This is a genomic window from Candidatus Pantoea bituminis (assembly GCF_018842675.1).
Classification (GTDB): domain Bacteria; phylum Pseudomonadota; class Gammaproteobacteria; order Enterobacterales; family Enterobacteriaceae; genus Pantoea; species Pantoea phytostimulans.
In genome coordinates this window covers 194297-212157 of record NZ_JAGTWO010000004.1, presented here as the reverse complement: position 1 = coordinate 212157, position 17861 = coordinate 194297, and the positions used below count along the sequence as shown (strand labels likewise).

Here is a 17861-nt window from a genome sequence, read left to right as displayed (position 1 = left end):
AGAGTGCTGAGTTTTCGCTGTATCGAATAAAATCGGAATAAATAAAAACGGCGGGCTATTTCAGCCCGCCGTTTCTGTTTTTACCGATGAACGCTTATGGCTGCGCAACAAACCCCACAGCCTGATACACCTTTTTCAATGTCTCTTGTGCCTGCGCGCGCGCTTTGCTCGCGCCATCACGCATGATCTGTTCAAGCAGCGCTTCATCATTACGGAAATGGTTATAACGCTCCTGCAACTCTGTAAGCATGCCAGAAACCGCATCAGCAACCGCGCCTTTCAGATGGCCATACATTTTGCCTTCGAACTCTTGTTCCAGCTCGGCGATGGTTTTGCCGGTGACGCCGGACAAGATATCCAGCAGGTTAGAAACGCCCGCTTTCTCTTTAATGTCATAACGCACCACTGGCGGTTCTGCTGAGTCGGTCATTGCACGTTTGATCTTTTTCACCACCGACTTAGGATCTTCCAGCAGACCGATAACGTTGTTACGGTTTTCGTCAGACTTGGACATTTTCTTGGTCGGCTCAAGCAGCGACATAACGCGCGCGCCCGATTTTGGAATAAACGGCTCAGGCACTTTGAAGATATCACCATACAGCGCGTTAAAGCGGCTCGCGATGTCGCGGCTCAGCTCAAGATGCTGTTTCTGATCTTCGCCTACTGGCACCTGATTAGTTTGATAAAGCAGAATGTCTGCTGCCATCAACACCGGATAATCGAACAAGCCCGCATTGATGTTTTCTTCGTAGCGCGCCGATTTATCTTTGAACTGCGTCATACGGCTGAGTTCGCCGAAGTAGGCATAGCAGTTCAGGATCCAGCTCAGCTGAGTGTGTTCTGGCACATGCGACTGAACAAAAATGGTGCTTTTCTCAGGATCAATACCGCAGGCGAGATAAAGCGCCAGCGTATCCAGCGTGGCTTTACGCAGCGCTGTAGGATCCTGACGAACGGTGATGGCGTGCAGATCGACGATGCAGTAAATGCAGTGGAAATCATCCTGCATCTGCACCCACTGACGCAGCGCACCCATATAGTTGCCAATGGTCAGTTCGCCGGACGGCTGTGCGCCGCTGAAAACAATGGGTTTGCTCATGCTTATGTCCTGATAATTACAGCCCGATAGCGGGCAAAAGTTCTTCGAAAGAGTCGAGTGTTAAATCGGGCTGGCTAGTGGCAATGGGTTCACCATAGTTGTAGCCAAACGTCATGCCGATATTCGGTACGCCAGCCGCCTGGGCAGCGAGAATATCATTGCGAGAATCGCCGACAAACAGCAATTGTCCGGGAAGTACACCGAATTTGCCCAGCACCAGGAAAATGGCTGCGGGATGCGGTTTTTTCACAATCACATCATCACCGCCAATCACCAGCGGAAACGCATCGGCAATACCCAGGGATGCCAGCAAAGGCGCAACAAAAGGCGTTGGCTTGTTAGTCACGATTGCCATCGGAATCCCTTTGGCTTGCAGCGCTTCCAGGGTCGCTTTTACTTGTGGAAACAGCGTACTGCCCGCTTCCACCGTGTCAGCATAATGCTTGTCAAACAGCGCACGCGCATCACGTTGTTCATCGGGTTGCGGCTCGCGGCCCAACGCATAGGTCAGCGCGCGCGACATCATCACGTCGGCCCCATTACCAATCCAGGTTGATACGCGCTCAATACCTGCGGCAGGCAATTTTAAATCGGCCAGCGCAAGATCGATGGCATCCGCCAGACCAGGCGCGCTGTGCACCAGAGTGCCGTCAAGATCAAAGGCCAGCGCACGAATATCAGTGAAATGAGCCATTGGCTTTCTCCAGTTCATTGCGCATGTCATCAATCACTTTTTGTAATCGGGATGACCAAAAATGGCAGAACCCGCGACAAACATGTCGGCACCCGCCGCAGCGATTTGTCCAATGTTATCAATCTTTACGCCACCATCAACTTCCAGGCGGATGTTGTAGCCGCTCTGGTCGATGCGTTTACGTGCTTCGCGCAGCTTGTCTAGCGTACCAGGAATAAAGGATTGCCCACCAAAGCCTGGATTCACTGACATCAACAGAATGATGTCTAGCTTATCCATTACATAATCGAGATAGCTAAGTGGCGTTGCCGGATTAAACACCAGACCCGCTTTACAGCCATGTTCTTTGATTATCTGTAGCGTACGGTCAACGTGCTCGCTGGCTTCCGGATGAAATGTGATGTAGGTAGCGCCGGCTTTGGCAAAGTCAGGGATCAGAGAATCGACCGGTTTCACCATCAGATGCACATCGATAGGTGCGGTGATGCCATAGTCGCGCAGCGCTTTTAGCACCATCGGCCCCATGGTCAGATTGGGAACGTAATGGTTATCCATGACGTCGAAGTGAACCACGTCGCCGCCAGCCGCCAGGGCTTTTGCGGTATCTTCACCCAGACGGGCAAAATCCGCCGAAAGGATTGAAGGGGCCAGCAAATATTGTTTCATCCGATTCTCCCACTGTTGTGGCCAACCATACGGTTGGCGTAATGCGTTGGTCGCGGACGAAACAGACTAGCTATAGAGCGCCAGCAGTTCGTCGACCTTCGTGCGACCGCTTATGCTTCGGCTAATAGAACGCCGGGCTTTAACCACATGTAACACTGCATCCTGATACCACAAACGCGTTAGCGCAGTATCGTGATTGGAAATCAATACAGGAATTTGGCTTTCAGTCGCCAGTTTGCCCGCCAACTCCGCCAGATGCTGCTGTTCACGCAGGCTAAAACTGTTGGTGTGATACGCCGTAAAATTAGCCGTTGTCGAGAGCGGTGCATACGGTGGATCACAATACACCACGGAGCCTTTAAGGGCATTGGTCAGGGTAACATCGTATGACTCACAGACAAATGTCGCTTTCTGTGAGCGTTCGGCAAACCATAACAGTTCCGCTTCAGGAAAGTAGGGTTTGCGATAACGACCAAAGGGCACGTTGAATTCGCCGCGCAGGTTATAACGGCACAAACCGTTGTAGCAGTGGCGATTCAGATAGAGGAACAGCAGCGCACGCTGATAGCTGTCAGTGCTGAGATTAAATTCGGTACGGCGCAGGTAATAACAGACTTCGCTGTTCCCTTCTGGGGTGAATAACAGCTGTGCATCACGAATAAATTCTGCCGTGCGGTTTTTGACAATGTTGTAGAGATTGATTAAGTCGTTGTTGATATCAGCAAGGATGTAGCGATCAAATTCAGTGTTAAGAAACACCGATCCGGCACCAACAAAGGGTTCAATCAGGCAGTCGCCTTGCGGCAAGTAGCGATGAATCTCTTCTACTAAGGGAAATTTTCCTCCCGCCCATTTCAGGAAAGCGCGATTTTTCTTCATGCTGTCGTGGTAATACATCTTATGGTAAGGCTGTGGCTGGACCGACAGCAGATCTGCGCTTAAAACGGGGCCAACATCGCTGGCCCCACATCTATTATTGGGCTTCTTTCTTAACCTGGCTCAGCGGTTTGACCCATGGATTCTGCGCACGCACACCGGCTGGCAGCGAGGCAACGGCACGTTTGGCATCGGCTGGTGTCGCATACGATCCACTCACCAGTACGAACCACGACTGACCGTTACGGGTAGTTTTGTATACGTGATAACTGCTTAAATTCTGCTTTTTCGCCCAGGCATTTAGGCTGTCAGCTCGCGATGCCCCGCTCAACTGCAAGGTGTAATTGCCGCCCGGCAGCGATGTGCTGCTCGCGCTATTTGCCGTGCTGCTGGTGCCCGAACCGCTGGTTACTGGACGCGCTGGCGTGGTGTGTGTTTTGCTTTCGCTGGTCGCAGGTTTCGAAGCAGTTCTGTGCGGCTGCTGCTGCTGAGCACGCGCTGGCGTGCTGTTTTTTACCGGTGCTGGACGGATAGCAGGCGCTGCTGTTCCACTATTTGCGTTACCGCTTACCGTCGCAGGCGCCGTTGGCAAAGAGCTGGTAGCGCTCTGGGTAGCATTATCAACTTGCTGCTGCTGATTGCTCAGCGCACTGTTGAGATCGCCTGGCAAAGTAACACGCTGCTGGTTCGCAGGCGCTTCTACCGGTGCGGCTTGCGTGGGTGTAGAGGAGACCGCTGGCATGGAGACATCACGTGGCGCGCTGCTGGCATTATCCGCCACAGGCGCGCTGTTTTCCGCGGGTGCCTCGGTCGCAGGCGTGTTTTGTCCGCCCGCCATGGAGGTTGATTCGGTAAGATCGATATTCCTGTCACCCGTAGCGTTAGAGCCGCCAGAAGATGCAGGATTGTTTCCAGTCGACGCCGGTTTGCTCTCGTCTGAACCGTTTAACGCCGAGCCAATGCCCAACACTAACAGCAGCAAAACCAAAATGCCGATACCCATCATCATGTGTTGACGGGAAACCGGCACTTTAGGTGCAGAAGACGACTTGCGTGGACGCGAGGGACGGCGGTCACTGGCGTCAGGTTTTAACTCATCTTCCGGTTTGAACTCATCCATTTTGCCTCCTCCGTAAAGCGGTTATCGCGTTACGCTTTTACGCGCCGCTTTACCGCTTAACTGCTAAATATCAAGATTTCTGGCAATCGTTAATTGCAGCCAGCACCCTATCATGTGTCACGCCACTACGCACTTCAGAGCGGCCGATCGACAAAGGCAACACCAGACGCAATTCGCCGGCGAGCACTTTCTTGTCGCGCATCATATGGGGCAAATAATCTTCCGCTTTCATCTCTTCTGGGCCGTGCACGGGTAAACCAGCGCGCTGCAGTAAAGCGATAACACGATCGACATCGTCTGTTTTGAACTGACCTAAACGTTCAGCAGTACGTGCGGCCATCACCATGCCTGCCGCAATCGCTTCGCCGTGTAGCCAGTTGCCGTAACCCATGTGCGCTTCAATCGCGTGGCCATAGGTATGGCCCAGATTCAACAGCGCACGCTGACCATTTTCACGTTCATCAGCCGCAACGACTTCTGCTTTTAACTCACAGCAGCGGCGAATACAGTAAGCCATAGCTTGCGTATCCAGCGTCAACAGCAAGTCAAGATTGCGCTCCAGCCACGTGAAAAATTCGCCATCAAGAATGATGCCGTACTTAATGACTTCCGCCAGACCCGACGCCAGTTCACGAGGCGGCAGTGAGTGCAAACAGTCGGTATCAATCACCACCGAAGCGGGCTGATAAAATGCCCCGATCATGTTTTTGCCGAGCGGATGATTAACAGCGGTTTTGCCGCCTACCGAGGAGTCAACCTGCGACAGCAAGGTGGTCGGCACCTGAATAAAGCGCACGCCACGTTGATAGCTGGCGGCGGCGAAACCGGTTAGATCGCCAATCACGCCGCCGCCTAAGGCGATGAGCGTGGTGTCGCGACCATGCGGTTTTTGCAGCAATGCTGTAAAGACTTGATCCATCACGGCGAGCGTTTTGTATTGCTCGCCGTCGGGTAAAATCACCTGATCCACTTTCACGCCCGCCGCTGTCAACAGCGTCGACAGTTTCTCAAGGTAGAGCGGTGCCAATGTCTGGTTAGTTACCAGCATGACATTATCGCCTGCCTTTAACGGCCAAAAGAAGCCGGATCGTTAAACAGTCCGGCGGCGATAGTGATGGGGTAACTACGTTCCCCCAATGAAACAGTGATCTTCTCCATGATGCTCAATACCTGTTACAGAGCTTTTGGGTGTTGGATCAACTTTTTCCAACATGTGGATAATCTGATTCGCCACCACTTTCGCACTCTGATCATCAGTACGGATGGTGACATCAGCGATCTCTTCATACAGCGGATTACGTTCGCCAGCCAGCGCTTCAAGCACTTCGCGTGGCGGTGAATCCACCTGCAACAGCGGACGTTTTTTGTCACGCTGCGTGCGCGCCAGTTGCTTCTCGATAGTGGTTTCTAAATACACCACGACACCGCGGGCGGAGAGACGATTACGGGTTTCTCGGGATTTAACGGAACCACCGCCCGTCGCCAGGACAATGCCTTGCTTCTCGGTCAGTTCATTAATGATTTTTTCTTCGCGATCGCGAAAGCCATCTTCGCCTTCGACATCAAAAACCCAGCCCACATCCGCTCCGGTGCGTCGCTCAATTTCCTGATCGGAATCGAAAAACTCCATATTGAGTTGCTGAGCCAACTGACGGCCAATAGTGCTTTTGCCGGCACCCATCGGCCCAACCAGAAAGATATTGCGTTTCTCTGCCATTTTGTCGGTATTACTAAGAATTCGTTAATGATACCCCGCGTTCAGCTTCTCGCTGGCGGGACAGGAACTGAGACCTCATGAGCATTAGCAAGAGTCAGATGGAAAATTATCTCAACACTCAAGGCTGTTTGGCAACCGATTATATTGCTTGCAGCACATCCATTTCTGAATTGGCCTGTCGTTCGCGAAACTGTAACGCGTCAGCACTGCGTTTTTACAACGCGGCTTTCAGAGGAGATTTCTGATTCCTTTGCTGGATTTTAACCAACATGGACGGTTACAACGTATTGAAAATCGCTAAACCTTGTATGCTAATTCCTGCGCTGCGTCAACGTAGATGGCATTTAGGGCGCTATTTTCCGGTTTATCCGGCGGTAAGCGCTGCTTCCCTGACCAATCGCGGTGTAATAAAGATAACCAGCTCCTTTTTTTACGCTCTTCCGTTTGTTGACGAAACAGCGCGCCTAATAGCGGTATATCACCGAGTAGTGGCAGCTGATTTTGCCCTCGGCTTCGCTGCTGCTGAAAAATACCACCGAGCGCTAGCGTCTGGCCATCTTTCAACGTCACTTGCGTTTCAATCTCTTGTTTATCAATGGAAAGCACCTCGGTTTCACCCGTTTTAATGCTGCGGCCCGGCACATTCTGACTGATGCGAATTTTCAGCTGAATGCGCCCATTGCCCAACACTGTCGGCGTGACTTCCATGCCCAGCACCGCTTCTTTGAACTCAATGCTGGTTGCACCGCTGTTTCCCGCTGATACTTCATAAGGAATTTCAGTGCCCTGCTTAATAGAAGCGGTTTGCTGATGAGACGTAAACAAACGTGGACTGGCAATGATTTCGATTTGATTCTCTTGTTCCAGCGCGCTTAGCTCCAGGTCAAGCAATTGTCCACCGATTCGTGCCAGCGTAACGCCGACGCTTACGCCAGCCGCATTGATAGCAAGGGGTATATTCAGTTGAGGATTGCGTAAGGCATTAATCACAGCACCTTCGGCAGTGTGCAAACCCCAGTTCACACCCAACTCATGCAAATGCTCCTCACTGATGGTCACAATATGCGCGGCCAGTTCTACCTGCTCCAGCGGCACATCCAGCGCTTGCAGCCAGCGCTCAGTTTCTTTCAACGCCGCCTCGGTATCGCGTAACAGCAACGTGTTAGTACGACTATCGACGGTGGCGCTGCCGCGCAGCGTCATCAATGACTGGCGTTCCCCCAGCAGGCTGCGATGCACATCGCTGGCGTTAGCGTAATGCAGCACGACACGACGCTGTTTCAAGGGTAGCTGATGTTGCTTCTCTTCCTGCTGCGCTTTTTCCTCTTTCTGCTGTTGCTGCTGCCAGCTTTCGGGATAAACCAGTAGGACGTTCTCCTCTTCAATCAGCGTCAGGCGCGCCATACGTGAAACCAGATCCAACGCCTGGGACCAAGGCATATCATCCAGCCGCAGCGTGAGAGCACCTTGTACGTCGGGTGCGATCAGCAGATTGATACCTTGATAATCAGCCAGCGCCTGTAAAATGCGCTCCACCGGCGTATCATCAAAGGCAAGGCTGAGTTTTTCATCATTGGCGAAGGCTGGCGTCAGACAACACAAGGCCAACGTTAAAATGATCGTCCTTATCACGTGCGCGTCCTTTTAATTGGAATGAGATTGTTTGCCTTGAGCAGCTGTTTTCAACGCTCAGCGAGACGCTATGCCGCGTTAATGTCTTCACTCTCCACGGCACAAGCGGAAAAGGATCATCTGTATGTACTTTGACGGCTTTTCCCTGTGGGGCGAGAAGCCATGCCTGGAAATGGTTGTCACGGCCAATGATGCCCTGCAAGCGCCAGCCCGCTAGCGGTTCAATGGGCTGAACACAGGCTGCACCAAGAACAGGTTGAAACGGATCGCGTGCCAACACGCTGCAACAACACAGCAGTAAAAGGAGCAGGCTACGGTGCATCTTCATGCTCCAGCCAAAGTTCAGCCACTAAGTGCGTCTGCTGCATAGCCAACTGAAAACGCTGAGGAAACGGCGCAGAAGATGTAGCCATTTCGGCGAACAGCGGCTGAAATTGCGCCCACTGAAGATGCAATGTTAACGCTCGCGGTTGAGCATCCGGCTGCCATTGTTCCAGTTGCTGACCCCGCGCCGCTAAAAGAGCTTCTAACGCGGGGACTGAAGAAGCGGAACGCAACTGCGCCGATGCTTGCACCCACTGTTGTTGCAATGTTTCCAGTGAGGGATTTTGCGCAAGCTGGTGTTGGCGCCGTTGCAAGCTATGTTGCTGCTGTTCCAGAGAAAGCAGCAATGCGCTCTGGGCTACTTTTAGCGGACGCAATATCGCTATCCAGCAAATGAGTAGCAAACTCAGCGCTGCCGCCATTAACAGGATATAGCGCGGCAATGTACTCAGATTTAACCAGCGCTGTATCCACTCATTCATCGGTTATCTCCTGCAGTTGCGCCCGCAATGAGAAACGATAATGTCCTTCTGACTGGCGCTTTACGCTGCCCTGCTGCACTAAAGTGAAAAGTGGATAATTCGCCAGTTGATGACGGAAAGCGCGAATTGCCTGCATATCCTGCGCATGCCCCTCTAAAAATAGCTGGAGGTCGCGCTTTTCCAGCCGTTGAAGCCAGAGCGTGTCAGGCAGTAAGGCCGGTAAATCGAGCCAAAATTGTTGCCAGCGGGCAAGCTGTTGAATCTGAATTTGCTGGTTATCCAGCCGCTTTTGCTGCGTAGCCAGCCGTTGCATCGCCTGTTTTTGCAGCGTCAGGCGTTGAGCGATCTCATCCAATGCCGTGCGTAGCGTCTCTTGTTGCTGAAGCGCGGCTTGCGAAATCGAATGCGTACGCCACGCCTGTAGCGCAACGAGTAACACAATGGCAGACAGCAGCAGCGAAACAATACTGAAGCTTTGTCGCCGCTGACGCTGCCAGTGCAACTGACGCCAGGGCAGAAGATTCACTGCGACCATCAGCGATCCTCCGCACGTAAAGCAAGTCCAGCAGCGAGCGTAAAATCGCTGGCGTATTCCGGCATTGGTGGCTGCTTATAGTGAAACAAATCGAAGGGGAAAACGGCTCTGCGCCAGCAGAAAGGGCATTTTCTCTGTTATCACATAATCGGATATTGATACCTTGCGGCAGTAACTGCTGTTGCAGTTCTGCCAGCGTGGCGAGTTCGCTAGTGCCGTGGCTTGCGGCGCCATCGCTCCACAGCCAGCGCGTCTCATGACGTAAAACCAGTACGCCATTTACAGGTAACCTGGCGGCTTTAGCTGTCACATTAAATGCCTGAGAAGTCAGTTCAAATACTGCGGGTTGTAACCCTGCCTGGTGTAACGGTGCATACCACTGTTCAACCACGGCTTGCCGCGCCGCCGTGACGCAGAGCTGGCCGCTCGCGGGATCGGCACGGTAATCCAGCGCCAGCGCCTCCGGCTCAATGGGAAACAGTTTTCGCGCCGCGGCCTGAACGTAACGCTGCATTGCGGGTTCTCGCAGCAATTGTGTTGGCAGCGGCAAAGGCCGTTGCAGTATCAGATGATCAGGCAGTGCAACGCGTAGCGAATAGCGCTGCGGTAAGCGCTTGCGCCATGTGGTTAACGCCGCGACTAATTCAGGCGAAGATTGCAGCACGCCGTTTCTTAACGTATCTTGCGGCAGCCGCTGCTGCCACCAGTGGCACAACTTCCAGCCTTCTCGATGAGGCTGGATGGCGAGGGCACAAAGCTGCCTATTCTGAATATCCAGTCCAATTTGCCATGTGTGAAAAGCCATGCGCGCGATCTCCTTATCGTCAGGGAAAATGGACATATCAAAGCGTCTGGCTTGCCTTTATACTACCGCGCGGTTGTTTATAAACTGCCCAATTGACAACAGATGGGAAATCTCAGGTGAAGTTCGTAAAGTATTTATTGATCCTTGCAGTGTGTTGCATTTTGCTGGGAGTCGGCTCGGTTTATGGTCTTTTTAAGTACATAGAGCCGCAGTTACCCGACGTAAACACACTGAAAGATGTGCGCCTGCAAACTCCAATGCAGGTTTACAGCGCAGACGGCGAATTGATGGCTCAATATGGTGAGATGCGCCGTATTCCACTGAGCTTGCAACAGGTGCCGCCTGAGATGGTAAAAGCGTTTATCGCGACCGAAGACAGCCGCTTTTATGAGCATCATGGCGTCGATCCGATCGGGATATTTCGTGCCGTCAGCATTGCGCTGGTCTCTGGCCACGCTTCGCAAGGTGCAAGTACCATTACTCAGCAGCTCGCCCGTAACTTTTTCCTTAGCCCTGAACGCACCTTGATGCGTAAAATCAAAGAAGCATTTCTGGCGATCCGCATTGAACAGCTGCTGACGAAAGATGAAATCCTTGAGCTTTACCTGAATAAGATCTACCTCGGCTATCGCGCGTATGGCGTGGGTGCTGCTGCACAGGTCTATTTCGGTAAGCCAGTGGATCAGCTTTCCTTGAGCGAAATGGCGATGATTGCCGGTTTGCCGAAAGCGCCCTCTACTTTTAACCCGCTCTACTCTCACAGCCGCGCGCTGTCGCGCCGCAACGTGGTGCTGGCCCGTATGCTGGATCAGCATTACATCACCCAGCAGCAGTATGATGAAGCGCACAACACACCGCTGGTGGCCAAATATCACGGACCGGAAATCGCCTTCTCCGCACCCTATCTCAGCGAAATGGTGCGTCAGGAAATGGTGAAGCGGTACGGCGAAAATGCCTATACCGAAGGATTCAAGGTTTACACCACCGTGACGCGTCGACTGCAGCAGGCTGCGCAGGAATCGGTGCGCAACAACGTGATGGCTTACGATATGCGTCATGGCTATCGCGGCCCAACCAATGTGTTGTGGCGAGTGGGTGAACCCGCACTGAACCAGACGGAAATCGAAAAAGCACTGAAAAAGTTGCCGGTTTACGGTCCGCTGATTCCGGCGGTGGTCACCAATGCGAACAGCGATGAAGCCACAGCCATAATGAAAGACGGCACCAACGTGTCGTTAACGCTGGCCAGCGTGCGCTGGGCGCGTCCTTATAAATCAGACACGCTGCAAGGGCCAACGCCGAAGAGCGTGACGCAAGTGTTACAGGCCGGGCAGCAAATCTGGGTACGCAAAGTCGGTGACAGCTGGTGGCTGGGACAGGTACCAGATGTGAACTCTGCGCTGGTTTCACTCGATCCGACGGACGGTTCAGTTCGCGCACTGGTGGGTGGATTTGACTTCAATCAGAGCATGTTTAACCGCGCAACTCAGGCGCTGCGTCAGGTCGGTTCAAACATCAAACCGTTCTTGTATACCGCAGCGATGGATCGCGGTTTAACGCTGGCTTCAATTCTGAATGACGTACCGATTTCGCGCTGGGATGCAGGCGCAGGTGCGGACTGGCGTCCGAAAAACTCACCGCCAACCTACGACGGCCCGATTCGTCTGCGTCAGGGTTTAGGTCAGTCGAAAAACGTCGTGATGGTGCGAGCAATGCGTGCAATGGGTGTTGATTATGCTGCTGAGTATTTACAGCGCTTCGGCTTCCCTGCACAAAACATTGTTCATACCGAATCGCTGGCGTTGGGTGCAGCCTCGTTTACGCCTCTGCAGGTGGTACGTGGATATTCAGTCATGGCGAACGGCGGCTTCCTGATCAATCCTTATTTCATCAAAAAGATTGAGGATGCACAGGGACAAACCCTGTTTGAAGAGAAGCCAAAAATTGCCTGTCCGCAGTGCAATCTGCCGGTGATTTATGGTGATACGAAGAAAGCCCTCGCGTTAAACGAGGAGAGCGTCGAAAACGTCGCGGCTTCCGACCAGAATCAAAACAGTGCAGTGCCGCAGCCGGAACTGGAGCAGGTTCCCACTCAGTCACAGCAAAATGGCGATCAGCAATATGCGCCACATGTGGTTAATACCCCGCTGTCGTTCCTGATCAAGAGCGCGCTCAACACCAATATATTTGGCGAACCGGGCTGGATGGGAACGGGCTGGCGCGCCTCACGCGATCTGAAGCGTAATGATATCGGCGGTAAAACGGGTACCACTAACAGCTCAAAAGATGCGTGGTTCTCAGGGTACGGCCCGGGCGTAGTCACGTCGGTGTGGATTGGCTTTGATGATGCACGTCGCGATTTGGGTCGTAGCACCTTGTCTGGTGCGATTCCCGATCAGATTTCTGGTTATGAAGGCGGCGCGAAGAGTGCGCAACCGGCGTGGGACGACTATATGAAAGCCGCGCTGGATGGCGTACCGGTGCAACCGTTAACACCTCCCGATGGCGTGGTTACGGTCACTATCGACCGTAACACCGGCAAACTGGCTAACGGCGGAAATACGCGTCAGGAATTCTTCATTAATGGCACGCAGCCTACTGAGTATTCTGTCCATGATGTTGGTACTACCATCATGGATAATGGTCAAAGTCATGAGCTGTTCTGATGTAAAAGGGACGACTAACGTCGTCCCTTCCGAATGCCGAGGCTGACGATGTCAGCCTTTTTTATGCCTTAGCTTTTTGAAGTTTCGTATTGAATACGGCCCTGCTTCACCAGCCATTCACGCACCATAAACAGTGCGCTGACGTTGCGTGCTTCGCGGAAGTCGGGCTCCTGCAACAGTGAAAGCATGTCGCTCAGAGGCCAGCGGCGCACGATTAACGGTTCCGGCTCATCCCCTTCCAGCTTCTCTTCATACAAGCCTTCCGCCACCACAATATTCATTTTGCTGGAGAAGTAAGAAGGTGCCATGGTGAGTTTGCCAAGCGACGTCAGCTCACCCGCGCCAAAGCCTACTTCTTCTTTCAACTCTCGATCGGCCGCTTCATTCACCGACTCGCCCGGATCAATTAAGCCTTTAGGAAAACCGAGCTCGTAGCTTTCCAGCCCGACGGCATATTCCTCAATCAAAATCAGATGATCATCCACGATGGGCACGATCATTACGGCTTCACGTTCCGAAGGTTTCATGCGTTCGTAAACACGATGAGCACCGTTACTGAAGGTTAAATTGACCGCTTCGATCGTGAATAGCCGCGAGCGCGCCACAGTTTCCACCTTGAGGATGTCAGGTTTTTTAACGTATTTTTCATATCAGCCTCAAACATTGCTGCACTAGCGGTCAGGAGCGGATCAGCATACCTAACCGCGTCCAAATGTGCGACAGTCAGTTAATCGGGGGAAGCAGGAAGCATCAGCACAATGCCATAAACCTCTTAGGTTACTACTGAACACTATTTTTAATTAGTCAATGCTCCACTTTAAAATTCAGATAATACCGATATTTAATTAAGCATTTGCCAGTTACCATTCCGACAAGGCATGTTGTAAAAACTTCTAATTAAATGATTTGCAGCAGTATTTCATCTGGTGTTTAACTTGTCAGCGTTGTTTATTCCCGCATAATTTGTCTTAACTTGTGGGAGCATCCAGGAGTGCGTATTTAACGTGAAGGCAGTATTTTGGCTGAATTGAGCAAAGCATGAGCACAATAATTACCCTATTGGCCGTAGTGCTAACCTGTTCAATTTTGGCAGGCATCGGATTTTGGTACGCTATGCGGCATCGCCCGCCGTTGGCGAAACCACTGCCATTTATCAGTCCGCCTTGCAGAAAACTCTCTGATGAAGAACGCATCGCCGTTGAAAAATATGTCGCGACGCTGGAAAAGCAGCCGCGCGATGCTTTGCCCGGCGAGAAACGCCCTAGCAATGGCAAAATCGCGCTAACCGCGCAAAGCAATAATGTCTATCCCGTTACCCGTGCAATTACGCGCTACGGTTTATCGACCGACGATCCGCACAAGTGGCGTTATTATCTGGATGAAGTCGAAGTTCATCTGCCGCCATTATGGGAACAATACATCGCCGACGAGAACTACGTTGAGCTGATTCGCACCCAATCCATTCCTTTGGTTATTTCGCTTAATGGCCACTCGCTGATTGATTACGCCTTAAATCAATCTGCCTTGCCGACGTTGATGCGGCCCATGTCCACCAACGCCTCCATTCGTAAAGCGGAAAGTGAGAACGTTGAGCTACTGCAGGTGCGCAAAGAGACGCCGGAAGAGTATCGCCTCTCCCGCCCGGATGGCACACGCGAAGCCGTGACTATCTCGTTGGCCTTTTTGCTGTTTTTTGTCAGTCTGCTGCTTCCCACGAGTTTGATGATCTGGCTGCTGCTGGCTGGATGCGCCATGATTGGCGTCAGCCTGTGGTTGTTGTATCGCTTTCCCGCTGAAAGTCGCCTGCGTGACATTCACTGTTTGCGTGGCGCACCTAAACGCTGGGGCTTGTTTGGCGAATCTAATCAAGAGCAGAGCAACATCACGCTAGGCATTATTGATTTAACCTATCCGCCACACTGGCAGCCTTACGTCGCCCACGATTTGGGCCAGGTTACTGATGTCGAGATCTACCTCAATCGACAAGTCGTGCGTCAGGGACGTTTTCTTTCTCTGCAGGACGAAGTCAAAAATTTTCCGATTCAACGCTGGCGTAAGAACGTGGTACTGGCATGCGGGTCTCTGCTGGTGCTGACGCTACTGGTAACCTGGGTTCCACTTAGCATGCCGATCAAGCTCAGCCTTGCCTGGGCGAAAGGCACCGATAGCCTGCAAGTCAGCAGCGTAGATAAACTTAATGGCGTTGCTCTCAATATTGGTGACAGCCTGAAGGTCAGCGGTACAGGCATGTGTTCAGTACCTGATAATTATCAAAGCAATCGCAGCTACGCTTACATGCCATTCGATTGCTCAGCCGTTTACTGGAACAACGCCACGCCGTTACCCCAGCCGCAATCAGATATTATTGATAAAGCGGCCGCGCTGCTGGATACCACTACCCGACAGTTGCACCCGGAAACCAATACCGATCCCAAACTCAACCCGCAACTGGCTTCAGCCATTCAAAAATCGGGCATGATTTTGTTAGACGATTTCTCAGATTTAGTCCTGAAAACACAAGATCTCTGCAGTCAGCAGCAAGATTGCGTACGTCTGAAAAATGCGCTGGTTAACCTGGGCAATGCAAAAGACTGGGAAGCGCTGGTACGTCGCGCGGACTCGGGTCAGTTGAATGGGATGAACGTGCTGCTGCGTCCGGTCAGCGCTGAAGCGCTGGAAAACCTGGTTAATACCGCCACATCGACTTTCTTCTTCCGTGAAACGCGTCGTGCGTCTGAAAATCTGAATAGCCCGCCGCCGGGTGGTTTCTTGATTGTCAGCGATGAAGGTCGTCAGTTAGTGAATCAGCCGCAGCCGGGTGTGTCACTGTTTGATCTGGATGCACCTTCGCAGTGGAATGAGCTGCAGCGTTTGTCCGCTATGTTGCTGCACACTCCCTTTAGCGCCAATGGTATTATTACCAGCATCACCACCGATGCGAACGGCACGCGTCACATTGCCCTGCATAACGAACCTGACGCGATGGCGCAGTGGCGCTATCTCGGCACCGCGCTGCTGCTGCTGGTGCTGGTGACTTGCGGGATCATTAACGGTTTGCTGGCGCTACGCCGCATGCACCTTAATCGACAGCGCATGACCGACATCCAGCACTATTACGATAAGTGCTTCAATCATAACCTCGGCTCTATACAGAGCGTGCGCTCGTTATTCTGAGCCCTCTCCTTCTGTGCTACCCTGTTGCCCAATTTTTTCGGGTAAAGCTTCGGGGTTAAACCAATGACGTTCGACTGGTCTGAAATTGATACCGTGCTGCTCGATATGGACGGCACGCTGCTTGATCTGGCGTTTGATCGCCATTTTTGGCTGGAGCATGTACCGGAAGCACTCAGCCTGCAACGCGGTATTACGCTGGCGCAGGCCGAGCAGATCATTGCGGAAAAGTATCAGGCCGTCGCGCATACGCTAAACTGGTATTGTCTGGATTATTGGGCGCAGGAGCTGGCGCTGGATATTCGTGCCATGACCTGGGAGAAGCGCAGCCGCGCTAAGATGCGCGAAGATACGCTGCCTTTTTTGCAGGCTCTTCGTCGCGCCGGCAAGCGCACCATTTTGCTCACCAATGCGCATCCTTACAATCTGGACGTCAAACTGGCTCAAACCGGTTTAGCGCCACACCTTGATTTATTACTTTCTACCCACACCTTTGGGTATCCGAAAGAAGACCAACGTTTATGGCAAGCGGTACAACAGCAAACCGGATTTATTAATCCGCGTACGCTGTTTATTGATGACAACGAAGCGATTCTGGATGCCGCAAAGGTTTGGGGCATTGGCTGGTGCTTAGGCGTGAGTAATCCCGATTCGGGTCGACCTGAGCAACTCTTTCAGCGTCATGTCGCAGTAAGCGATTACCGCACGCTGATTTGATTCAGGAGCAGCGATGAAAGAAAAAGTTAGCGAGGGCGTGCGCCTCGACAAATGGTTATGGGCCGCGCGCTTTTATAAAACCCGCTCAATCGCGCGTGAAATGATTGAAGGCGGCAAAGTGCATTACAACGGCCAGCGCAGCAAACCCAGCAAACTGGTTGAGCTGAATGCTGAATTGACGCTGCGCCAGGGCAATGACGAACGCACCGTGGTGATTATGGACGTAAGCGATCAGCGTCGTCCCGCCAGTGAAGCACAACAACTGTATCGTGAAACCGACGCCAGCATTGAGAAGCGCGAGAAAATGGCGCAGGCGCGCAAAATGAATGCACTCACGATGCCACATCCCGATCGCCGACCAGATAAAAAAGAGCGTCGCGATCTGATGAAATTTAAATTATCGGGCGATGAGTAGCGCTACACCTTTCAGGCGCTGAAACGCCTCGCCCTCACCGAGAGAAAACCTATGTCTGTACAAGATCAACTGCATCGTTACCTGTTTGAAAACGCGGCCGTGCGCGGCGAGTTGGTGAACGTCTCCAATACCTGGCATGAGACCGTTAAAAATCATGATTATCCTGCGCCAGTGCAGACGCTATTGGGCGAAATGCTGGTTGCAACCAGCCTGCTGACCGCAACGCTGAAATTTGACGGTGAAATTACCGTACAGCTGCAGGGCGATGGCCCGCTGTCGCTGGCGGTGATCAACGGCAACAATAACCAGGAACTGCGCGGCGTGGCACGTTTTAAAGGTGAAATCCCCGATGACAGCACACTGAAAAGCATGGTGGGCAACGGTTATCTGGTCATCACTATTTCGCCAGAAAAAGGCGAGCGTTATCAAGGCGTAGTGGGTCTGGAAGGTGAAACGCTGGCCGAGTGTCTGGAAGATTATTTCATGCGTTCTGAACAGCTGCCTACGCGTCTGTTTATTCGTACCAATGAAAAAGGCGCGGCAGGCATCCTGCTACAAGTCATGCCTGCACAAGAGACCAATAAAGACGATTTTGATCATCTTGCGGCGCTCACCGAAACCATCAAAACCGAAGAGCTGATTGACCTGCCAGCCAACGACGTGCTGTGGCGTTTATATCATCAGGAAGAAGCCACCGTTTATGAACCGCAGCCAGTCGTTTACAAATGTACCTGTTCGCGCGAGCGTTGTGGTGATGTGTTAAAAACGCTGCCACAGGAAGAAGTCGATGAGATCATTGAAGAAGATGGCAAAATCGACATGCACTGTGATTATTGCGGGTCGCATTACATTTTTGATGCAGTAGACATTGCGGCTATCCGCACCAATACGGTCGAAAACAGCGATCGTTTGCACTAATTTTTTGCGGGCGGCCTTGCCGCC

At 52.3% G+C, this 17861-nt stretch carries 14 protein-coding genes and 4 pseudogenes; 5 read left to right on the top strand and 13 right to left on the bottom strand.

Annotation, left to right across the window (positions count from 1 at the left end):
• Window positions 1-94: 94 nt before the first annotated feature.
• The 12 genes and pseudogenes from trpS to pilM all read right to left on the bottom strand — a co-directional run bounded on the left by trpS (window position 95) and on the right by pilM (window position 9950).
• Window positions 95-1099, bottom strand: coding sequence for a tryptophan--tRNA ligase (gene trpS, locus KQP84_RS04595; RefSeq protein ID WP_215845394.1), 1005 nt, complete (start codon window positions 1097-1099; stop codon window positions 95-97).
• Between the two features lie 16 nt (window positions 1100-1115).
• Window positions 1116-1793, bottom strand: a complete 678-nt coding sequence (locus tag KQP84_RS04590) for a phosphoglycolate phosphatase (protein ID WP_215845393.1) — start codon at window positions 1791-1793, stop codon at window positions 1116-1118.
• A pseudogene (gene rpe / locus KQP84_RS04585) lies at window positions 1777-2459 on the bottom strand (ribulose-phosphate 3-epimerase). Before rpe ends, KQP84_RS04590 begins: the two are co-directional and overlap by 17 nt.
• 66 nt (window positions 2460-2525) lie before the next feature.
• Window positions 2526-3338 carry an adenine-specific DNA-methyltransferase gene (gene dam / locus KQP84_RS04580; protein WP_215845392.1) on the bottom strand — a complete coding sequence of 271 codons (813 nt, stop codon included), beginning with the start codon at window positions 3336-3338 and terminating at the stop codon, window positions 2526-2528.
• Between the two features lie 94 nt (window positions 3339-3432).
• On the bottom strand, window positions 3433-4455 hold the full coding sequence (locus KQP84_RS04575; protein ID WP_215845391.1) for an SPOR domain-containing protein: 1023 nt from the start codon (window positions 4453-4455) through the stop codon (window positions 3433-3435).
• Window positions 4456-4525: 70 nt separating this feature from the next.
• Window positions 4526-5613 (bottom strand): annotated as a pseudogene (aroB, locus tag KQP84_RS04570) (3-dehydroquinate synthase).
• Window positions 5614-5659: 46 nt separating this feature from the next.
• Window positions 5660-6172, bottom strand: a pseudogene (aroK, locus tag KQP84_RS25220) (shikimate kinase AroK); the annotation flags it as partial.
• A gap of 364 nt (window positions 6173-6536) precedes the next feature.
• Window positions 6537-7804: pseudogene (gene hofQ / locus KQP84_RS04565) on the bottom strand (DNA uptake porin HofQ).
• The gene (locus tag KQP84_RS04560; RefSeq protein WP_252515224.1) at window positions 7743-8126 is read right to left on the bottom strand and encodes a HofP DNA utilization family protein; all 384 of its coding nucleotides are present in this window, start codon (window positions 8124-8126) and stop codon (window positions 7743-7745) included. Before KQP84_RS04560 ends, hofQ begins: the two are co-directional and overlap by 62 nt.
• Window positions 8116-8610 (bottom strand): HofO family protein, encoded by a 495-nt coding sequence (locus KQP84_RS04555; protein ID WP_215845389.1) that lies wholly within the window; start codon window positions 8608-8610, stop codon window positions 8116-8118. The genes KQP84_RS04560 and KQP84_RS04555 overlap by 11 nt, the downstream gene beginning before the upstream one ends.
• The gene (locus KQP84_RS04550; RefSeq protein WP_252515223.1) at window positions 8603-8965 is read right to left on the bottom strand and encodes a PilN domain-containing protein; all 363 of its coding nucleotides are present in this window, start codon (window positions 8963-8965) and stop codon (window positions 8603-8605) included. The genes KQP84_RS04555 and KQP84_RS04550 overlap by 8 nt, the downstream gene beginning before the upstream one ends.
• The gene (gene pilM / locus KQP84_RS04545) at window positions 8958-9950 is read right to left on the bottom strand and encodes a pilus assembly protein PilM (RefSeq protein ID WP_252515222.1); all 993 of its coding nucleotides are present in this window, start codon (window positions 9948-9950) and stop codon (window positions 8958-8960) included. The genes KQP84_RS04550 and pilM overlap by 8 nt, the downstream gene beginning before the upstream one ends.
• A gap of 116 nt (window positions 9951-10066) precedes the next feature.
• Between pilM and mrcA the strand changes: the two genes are divergently transcribed.
• Window positions 10067-12616 (top strand): peptidoglycan glycosyltransferase/peptidoglycan DD-transpeptidase MrcA, encoded by a 2550-nt coding sequence (mrcA, locus tag KQP84_RS04540; protein WP_215845387.1) that lies wholly within the window; start codon window positions 10067-10069, stop codon window positions 12614-12616.
• A 68-nt stretch (window positions 12617-12684) separates the two neighbouring features.
• Here mrcA and nudE read toward each other — a convergent pair whose 3' ends face one another.
• Complete coding sequence (gene nudE, locus KQP84_RS04535; RefSeq protein ID WP_370661478.1) at window positions 12685-13230, bottom strand: ADP compounds hydrolase NudE; 546 nt, start codon at window positions 13228-13230, stop codon at window positions 12685-12687.
• Between the two features lie 424 nt (window positions 13231-13654).
• Between nudE and KQP84_RS04530 the strand changes: the two genes are divergently transcribed.
• From KQP84_RS04530 to hslO, 4 genes are all read left to right on the top strand, one after another.
• Window positions 13655-15790, top strand: a complete 2136-nt coding sequence (locus tag KQP84_RS04530; RefSeq protein WP_215845386.1) for an intracellular growth attenuator family protein — start codon at window positions 13655-13657, stop codon at window positions 15788-15790.
• 63 nt (window positions 15791-15853) lie between these two features.
• Window positions 15854-16504 (top strand): GMP/IMP nucleotidase, encoded by a 651-nt coding sequence (gene yrfG, locus KQP84_RS04525; protein ID WP_215845385.1) that lies wholly within the window; start codon window positions 15854-15856, stop codon window positions 16502-16504.
• Window positions 16505-16517: 13 nt separating this feature from the next.
• Window positions 16518-16919: a ribosome-associated heat shock protein Hsp15 gene (gene hslR / locus KQP84_RS04520; RefSeq protein WP_215845384.1), complete on the top strand. Its 402-nt coding sequence runs from the start codon at window positions 16518-16520 to the stop codon at window positions 16917-16919.
• A 51-nt stretch (window positions 16920-16970) separates the two neighbouring features.
• Window positions 16971-17837: an Hsp33 family molecular chaperone HslO gene (gene hslO / locus KQP84_RS04515; protein WP_215845383.1), complete on the top strand. Its 867-nt coding sequence runs from the start codon at window positions 16971-16973 to the stop codon at window positions 17835-17837.
• Window positions 17838-17861: the final 24 nt, after the last annotated feature.

What these genes read in the sequence shown, in the direction of transcription:
- hslO (WP_215845383.1), top strand. Translation starts at nt 16,971, where the DNA reads ATGTCTGTACAAGATCAACTGCATCGTTACCTGTTTGAAAACGCGGCC.
- KQP84_RS04530 (WP_215845386.1), top strand. Translation starts at nt 13,655, where the DNA reads ATGAGCACAATAATTACCCTATTGGCCGTAGTGCTAACCTGTTCAATT.
- dam (WP_215845392.1), bottom strand. Translation starts at nt 3,338, where the DNA reads ATGAAGAAAAATCGCGCTTTCCTGAAATGGGCGGGAGGAAAATTTCCC.
- trpS (WP_215845394.1), bottom strand. Translation starts at nt 1,099, where the DNA reads ATGAGCAAACCCATTGTTTTCAGCGGCGCACAGCCGTCCGGCGAACTG.
- yrfG (WP_215845385.1), top strand. Translation starts at nt 15,854, where the DNA reads ATGACGTTCGACTGGTCTGAAATTGATACCGTGCTGCTCGATATGGAC.
- KQP84_RS04575 (WP_215845391.1), bottom strand. Translation starts at nt 4,455, where the DNA reads ATGGATGAGTTCAAACCGGAAGATGAGTTAAAACCTGACGCCAGTGAC.
- KQP84_RS04555 (WP_215845389.1), bottom strand. Translation starts at nt 8,610, where the DNA reads ATGAATGAGTGGATACAGCGCTGGTTAAATCTGAGTACATTGCCGCGC.
- pilM (WP_252515222.1), bottom strand. Translation starts at nt 9,950, where the DNA reads ATGGCTTTTCACACATGGCAAATTGGACTGGATATTCAGAATAGGCAG.
- KQP84_RS04560 (WP_252515224.1), bottom strand. Translation starts at nt 8,126, where the DNA reads ATGCACCGTAGCCTGCTCCTTTTACTGCTGTGTTGTTGCAGCGTGTTG.
- hslR (WP_215845384.1), top strand. Translation starts at nt 16,518, where the DNA reads ATGAAAGAAAAAGTTAGCGAGGGCGTGCGCCTCGACAAATGGTTATGG.
- KQP84_RS04590 (WP_215845393.1), bottom strand. Translation starts at nt 1,793, where the DNA reads ATGGCTCATTTCACTGATATTCGTGCGCTGGCCTTTGATCTTGACGGC.